Annotated in this window: 6 protein-coding genes; 5 read left to right on the forward strand and 1 reads right to left on the reverse strand. The window is 62.3% G+C overall.

From position 1 onward, the window contains the following. Positions 1-6 precede the first annotated feature (6 nt). The 4 genes from IB272_RS13715 (at position 7) to gyrB (ending at position 4,617) form a co-directional block, all read left to right on the forward strand. Positions 7-1,110: a murein transglycosylase A gene (locus tag IB272_RS13715; RefSeq protein WP_060583749.1), complete on the forward strand. Its 1,104-nt coding sequence runs from the start codon at positions 7-9 to the stop codon at positions 1,108-1,110. Next, entirely contained in the window at positions 1,103-1,672 is a 570-nt protein-coding gene (locus IB272_RS13720; RefSeq protein WP_060583750.1) for a Smr/MutS family protein, read from the forward strand. The genes IB272_RS13715 and IB272_RS13720 overlap by 8 nt, the downstream gene beginning before the upstream one ends. Beyond that, positions 1,669-2,046 (forward strand): helix-turn-helix domain-containing protein, encoded by a 378-nt coding sequence (locus IB272_RS13725; RefSeq protein ID WP_034800122.1) that lies wholly within the window; start codon positions 1,669-1,671, stop codon positions 2,044-2,046. The genes IB272_RS13720 and IB272_RS13725 overlap by 4 nt, the downstream gene beginning before the upstream one ends. A gap of 135 nt (positions 2,047-2,181) precedes the next feature. Continuing rightward, a complete protein-coding gene (gene gyrB / locus IB272_RS13730) occupies positions 2,182-4,617 on the forward strand; it encodes a DNA topoisomerase (ATP-hydrolyzing) subunit B (RefSeq protein WP_034800121.1) in 2,436 nt (811 codons plus the stop codon). A 64-nt stretch (positions 4,618-4,681) separates the two neighbouring features. Here gyrB and IB272_RS13735 read toward each other — a convergent pair whose 3' ends face one another. Continuing rightward, a complete protein-coding gene (locus IB272_RS13735) occupies positions 4,682-5,278 on the reverse strand; it encodes a nitroreductase family protein (protein ID WP_113135349.1) in 597 nt (198 codons plus the stop codon). A gap of 246 nt (positions 5,279-5,524) precedes the next feature. Here IB272_RS13735 and IB272_RS13740 point away from each other — a divergent pair. Next, the coding region (locus IB272_RS13740; RefSeq protein ID WP_192444458.1) for an aldehyde dehydrogenase family protein at positions 5,525-6,107 on the forward strand (583 nt) is incomplete at its 3' end.

Genomic DNA, 6,107 nt, shown 5'->3' on the forward strand with positions numbered 1-6,107 from the left:
GTACCCATGTCCTATCGACTTGAGCCAGCCCGTTTCGCCGAGCTTCCGGGCTGGCAACATGATGATCCGATCGCAGTGATCGAGGCGATGCGTCGCTGTCACCAGCATGTCTCGACGGTCAAACCCTATCGCGCGGGTTCTCTCGGGATTTCAGTCGACGATCTTTTGCCGGCCTTCTCCGCCTCGCGGCAGCAGGTTGGTAGCGGAGAGAACGCACGGGCGTTTTTCGAAGCGCATTTCGTCCCCTTCCGGATCGTGCCCGAAACGGGTTCCGGTTTTGTCACGGCTTTTTACGAGCCCGAGATCGATGTCCGCACCGAAGCGGACGAGACCTATCGTTATCCGCTCTACCGCCGACCGGACGATCTGGTCGATGTTCACGATGGCAACCGGCCGGAGGGGATGGATCCCTATTTCGCCTTCGGTCTCTCCGAGGGTGGCCGGATCAGCGAGTATCCGGACAGGCAAGCGATAGAGCAGGGCCATCTGGCCGGCCGCGGCCTGGAGATCGCCTATGCGAAGTCCAAGGTCGAGGTCTTCTTCGTTCATGTCCAGGGTGCCGCACGACTCCGCTTCCCGGATGGTTCGCGCCGCCGCGTCACTTATTCGGCCAAGACCGGGCACTATTTCTCAGCCGTTGGCAAATTGCTGATCGAGCGCGGCAAGATCGATGCCGCCACCGTTTCGATGATGAGTATTCGCGACTGGCTGGAAGCGCATCCCGAAGAGGTCGATGAGGTTCTCTGGCACAACCGGTCATTCATCTTCTTCCGCGAGGCAGAAGTCGAGGACGAGCGGCTGGGGCCGATTGCCGCCGCCAAGGTCTCGCTCGAACCGAACCGGTCATTGGCAGTTGATCGGCTGATCCACACCTTTGGCGTTCCTTTCTTTATCGCGAGCGAGAGCCTGACGCGGCTCGATGACGGAAAACCTTTCCAGCGTCTGATGCTGGCGCTCGATACCGGCTCGGCGATCGTTGGCCCGGCTCGCGGCGATATCTTTACCGGATCCGGTTTCGAGGCCGGTGAGCGGGCCGGAGCGGTTCGCAACGCGGCCGACTTTTACGTCTTCGTTCCCAAGGCGGCCGCGGCCCGTTACGGCCATGGCTAAGGACAAGAAACTCTCGGCCGAGGATCGCATTCTCTGGGGCAAGGTTGCCCGTTCGGCGAGACCGATGGCCGGTCGACTCGCCGACCTGATGGAGATTCTGGCCGAAGACGAACAGGCAAAACCTCCGGAAGAGGCGAAGGGCAAGCAGCGGCCGCACCAGCCGGCAACAGCTCTCGAGCAGCCGGGCATAGCGCTGACGAAGAAGCTCGGCGAAAAAGTGCATCATCCACTGGAGCGGCCGGTCAAGCGCAAGCTGGCAAAGGGGCACCTGGTGCTTGAGGGCCGGATCGACCTGCACGGCATGATCCAGAGCGAAGCGCACGGACTTCTTCTGCAGTTTCTGCTGCGGGCGCACGAGCGGGGGCTGCGACATGTGCTCGTCATTACCGGCAAGGGCACCTCGTTCGGCAGCGACGGCGCCTTGAAGCGGGCGGTGCCACTCTGGTTCTCGCTTCCCGAATTCCGGCCGCTGATTTCGTCCTATGAGCCGGCCGCCCGTAACCATGGCGGCGACGGCGCGCTCTACGTCCGCCTGGCGCGCGTGAGAGGCAGCGCGCTATGACGCCCTTCGGCCAGGCTCTGCGCGACCTCAGGCGCCGCAAGGGCGTGTCGCAGAAGGAGATGGCAAAGGCGATCGGCGTCTCGGCCGCTTATCTCTCAGCGCTCGAGCATGGAAAGCGCGGTGCGCCGAGCTTCGACTTCCTCCAGCGCGTCACCGGTTACTTCAACGTGATCTGGGACGAGGCGGAGGATCTGTTCCGCATTGCCAACGTCTCCTCGCCAAAAACGGTGCTCGACACGTCGGGTCTGACGCCGGAGCACACGGCCTTTGCCAACCGATTGAGCGAACAAATTCGCGCTTTGTCTCCGGAGACGATCCGCAAGCTGCAAGATGTTTTGGAAAAAGCCACATTTCCTGATAATGACAGGGGATGAATGCTTGTTTCCGGCCGCCGCGCGGCGGTCCGGGATTTGGAACCCTGGACAAATTTTCTATAGTCCAAGAGGCGTCCGAGACGTGATTCGCAACGAATCACCATGTCCGAAGAACCTGGAAAGACCCGTAGCTGAATGACCGACAATCCTGAGACCGAAACCGGCGCCAGCGCCGAATATGGTGCCGATTCCATCAAGGTGCTGAAGGGCCTGGATGCCGTACGCAAGCGGCCGGGCATGTATATCGGCGACACCGACGACGGCTCCGGTCTGCACCACATGGTGTACGAGGTGGTGGACAACGCGATCGACGAAGCGCTTGCGGGCCATGCCGACATCGTGACGGTGTCGCTCAATCCGGACGGCTCGGTGACGGTAACCGACAACGGTCGCGGCATCCCGACTGACATCCATAAGGAAGAGGGCGTCTCGGCGGCCGAGGTCATCATGACCCAGCTGCACGCCGGCGGTAAGTTCGACCAGAACTCCTACAAGGTTTCGGGCGGCCTGCACGGCGTCGGCGTGTCGGTGGTCAATGCGCTTTCGGTTTCGCTCAAGCTGAAGATCCGGCGCGCAGGCAAGATTCACGAGATGAGCTTCACCCACGGTGTCGCTGACGGCTCTCTCGCCGTTACCGGCGACGCCGGCGATGAGACCGGGACCGAGGTGACGTTCCTGCCGAGCAGCGAGACCTTCACCAAGACCGAGTTCGACTACAACACGCTCGAGCACCGCTTGCGCGAACTCGCGTTCCTGAATTCAGGCGTTCATATCATCCTCACCGACAAGCGCCATTCGGACATCCGCCAGGACGAGATGATGTACGAGGGCGGTCTTGAGGCCTACGTCGCCTATCTCGACCGCGCGAAGAAGCCGCTGGTGCACAAGCCGGTATCGATCCGCGGCGAGAAGGACGGCATCACCGTCGAAGTGGCGATGTGGTGGAACGACAGCTATCACGAAAACGTGCTCTGCTTCACCAACAACATCCCGCAGCGCGACGGCGGCACGCATATGGCGGGCTTCCGTGGCGCGTTGACCCGGCAGGTCACGTCCTATGCCGATACGTCCGGCATTACAAAGAGAGAAAAGGTCACGCTCCAGGGCGAGGACTGCCGCGAAGGCCTGACGGCCGTACTTTCGGTCAAGGTTCCCGATCCGAAATTCTCGTCGCAGACCAAAGACAAGCTGGTGTCGTCGGAAGTGCGACCGGTGGTCGAAAGCCTCGTCAACGAGGCGCTCAGCACCTGGTTCGAAGAACATCCGACCGAAGCCAAGATCCTCGTCGGCAAGGTGGTCGAAGCCGCTGCCGCCCGCGAAGCTGCCCGCAAGGCGCGCGAACTGACGCGCCGCAAGGGCGCGCTCGACATCTCGTCGCTGCCGGGCAAGCTGGCGGACTGCTCCGAGCGTGATCCGGCAAAGTCCGAAGTCTTCCTGGTGGAAGGGGACTCGGCGGGTGGTTCGGCCAAGCAGGGCCGGTCGCGCGAAAACCAGGCGATCCTGCCGCTGCGCGGCAAGATCCTCAACGTCGAGCGTGCGCGCTTCGACAAGATGCTGTCGAGCCAGGAAATCGGTACGCTGATCACCGCGCTCGGCACGTCGATCGGCAAGGACGAGTTCAACGCCGACAAGCTGCGTTACCACAAGATCATCATCATGACGGACGCCGACGTCGACGGCGCCCACATCCGCACCCTGCTGCTCACTTTCTTCTTCCGGCAGATGCCGGAACTGATCGAGCGCGGCCACATCTATATCGCCCAGCCGCCGCTCTATAAGGTGACGCGCGGCAAGTCGGCGCAGTATCTCAAGAACGAGCAGGCGCTCGAAGACTACCTGATCTCGATGGGTCTCGAGGAAGCGACGCTGCAGCTTGAATCGGGCGAAGTCCGCGCCGGGCAGGACCTGCGCGAGGTGATCACCGATGCCCTGCGCTTGCGTAACCTCATGAACGGGCTTCACTCGCGCTATAATCGGGCGATTGTCGAGCAGGCGGCCATCGCCGGCGCGCTGAACGTCGAGCTCAACGGCCAGCGCGACGAGTACGAAAAGACCGCCGCCGAGATCGCGCGTCGTCTCGACGTGATCGCCGAGGAAACCGAGCGCGGCTGGACCGGCACAGTTACCAGCGAAGGCGGGTTGCGGTTCGAACGCATGGTTCGCGGCGTCAAGGAATTCGCCGTACTCGACATGGCGCTGATAGGTTCGTCCGATGCCCGCTATATCGACCAACTGGCGTCAAAGTTGAAAGAAATCTACTCGGCACCGCCGGTATTGCGTCGCCGGGACGGCGCGCAGGAGGTCAGCGGCCCGCGTGCGCTTCTCGACGCGATCTTTGCCGCTGGCCGCAAGGGCCTGTCGATGCAGCGCTACAAGGGTCTGGGTGAGATGAACGCCGAGCAGCTCTGGGAAACGACGCTCGATCCGAACGTCCGCTCGCTGCTGCAGGTCCGGGTCACCGACGCCACCGACGCCGATGGCCTGTTCTCGCGTCTGATGGGAGACGAGGTCGAGCCGCGTCGCGAGTTCATTCAGGAAAATGCGCTGAGCGTCGCAAACCTCGACATCTGATCGAGGCCCATGCAGAGATAAAAAGAAAATCCCGGCCTCAGAGCCGGGATTTTTTGTTGGTGCTTCATTCGCCCTTGAACTGCCCCTCGAAGGCGAATTCGCCGACCGGCTTGCGTTGGCTCGGGATTTCGCGTGCGCGCAGATCGTCCGGCAATGTCGAGGAATCGGCAAGCCGGCCGATCGCAACGGCGGCTTCGACCCGGTAGTGCTCGGGAACATTCAGGGCGTGCATCGCCTTGTCGCGATCGATACCGGCCATGCCATGGGTGTGCCAGCCCGCGAGCGAGGCCTGCAAAGCGAGGCTGTACCAGGCCGCCCCAGTGTCGAAGGCGTGGGTATAGGCGTACCGCATCTCGCCGTTCTGCGCTGCATTGTGCGTTCTTGAAATCACGACCAGAAGTGCCGCCGCGTTCTTCGCCCAGCGCTGGTTTCCCTCGTCGAGCGTGTCGAGCAGCACCGGGAAGCGATCTGTGCCGCGGCGCGCATAGACGAAGCGCCAGGGTTGCCGGTTGCTGGCAGACGGCGCCCAACGCGCCGCTTCGAAGAAGGAAAGCAGGGTTTTTTCGTCGATTTCCTCATTGGTGAAGGCGCGGGGCGACCAGCGCTCGATGAACATGGCATCGATCGGATGGTCAGCTTTTCTGTTGTCGGTCGCCGTCATGGACAAGCCTCTTCTCGGTGTCGCGTGAACCTGGGAACGCCGCCGGACCGACTGGCGGCCCATGGTTTGATTCGTTTCGAACGCTACATGAGGACGGATGGCGAAGAAACGGGTTGGATGCATGGAAACGTGAGCGCCCGCGCGCCTTGTGCGCCTCAGGAAATTGCAGAAACGGCGACTCGAGGTCATTGCCGTTTCCAAAAAAAAAGTTGTATAAGTTCTGTAGGATTTGAGAGAGGACGGATCATGTCGTTTAAAGACCCATCATTGTTTCGCCAGGCAGCCCTCGTTGGCGGCGCGTGGATCGAGGCGGACGCGGCAAACGCGATCGAGGTGAACAACCCGGCGACGGGCGAGATCATCGGCCGGGTGCCGAAGCTCGGCGCCAAGGAAACCAGGGCTGCGATCGAGGCCGCGCGCGTCGCCCAGAAGACCTGGGCAGCGCGCACGGCCAAGGACCGCGCCGGCGTGCTGCGCAAGTGGTTCGAGCTGATGATCGAGAACAAGGACGATCTCGGCCGCATCCTGACGCTGGAGCAGGGCAAGCCGCTCACTGAGGCGACCGGCGAGATTGTCTACGGTGCAAGCTTCGTCGAGTGGTTTGCCGAAGAGGCGCGCCGCATCTATGGCGACCTGATCCCCGGCCATCAGCCCGACAAGCGCATCCTGGTCATGAAGCAGCCGATCGGCGTCGTTGCGGCGATCACGCCCTGGAACTTCCCCAATGCGATGATCACCCGCAAGGCCGGCCCGGCCTTTGCCGCCGGCTGCGCCATGGTGTTGAAGCCGGCTGCCCAGACGCCGTTCTCGGCGATCGCCATTGCGATCC

The organism is Ensifer sp. ENS08 (assembly GCF_014852195.1).
GTDB lineage: Bacteria > Pseudomonadota > Alphaproteobacteria > Rhizobiales > Rhizobiaceae > Ensifer > Ensifer adhaerens.

Bases quoted from the DNA above. Each gene is read 5' to 3' on its own strand.
- IB272_RS13720 (WP_060583750.1), top strand. From the start codon at position 1,103: ATGGCTAAGGACAAGAAACTCTCGGCCGAGGATCGCATTCTCTGGGGC.
- gyrB (WP_034800121.1), top strand. From the start codon at position 2,182: ATGACCGACAATCCTGAGACCGAAACCGGCGCCAGCGCCGAATATGGT.
- IB272_RS13715 (WP_060583749.1), top strand. From the start codon at position 7: ATGTCCTATCGACTTGAGCCAGCCCGTTTCGCCGAGCTTCCGGGCTGG.
- IB272_RS13725 (WP_034800122.1), top strand. From the start codon at position 1,669: ATGACGCCCTTCGGCCAGGCTCTGCGCGACCTCAGGCGCCGCAAGGGC.
- IB272_RS13735 (WP_113135349.1), bottom strand. From the start codon at position 5,278: ATGACGGCGACCGACAACAGAAAAGCTGACCATCCGATCGATGCCATG.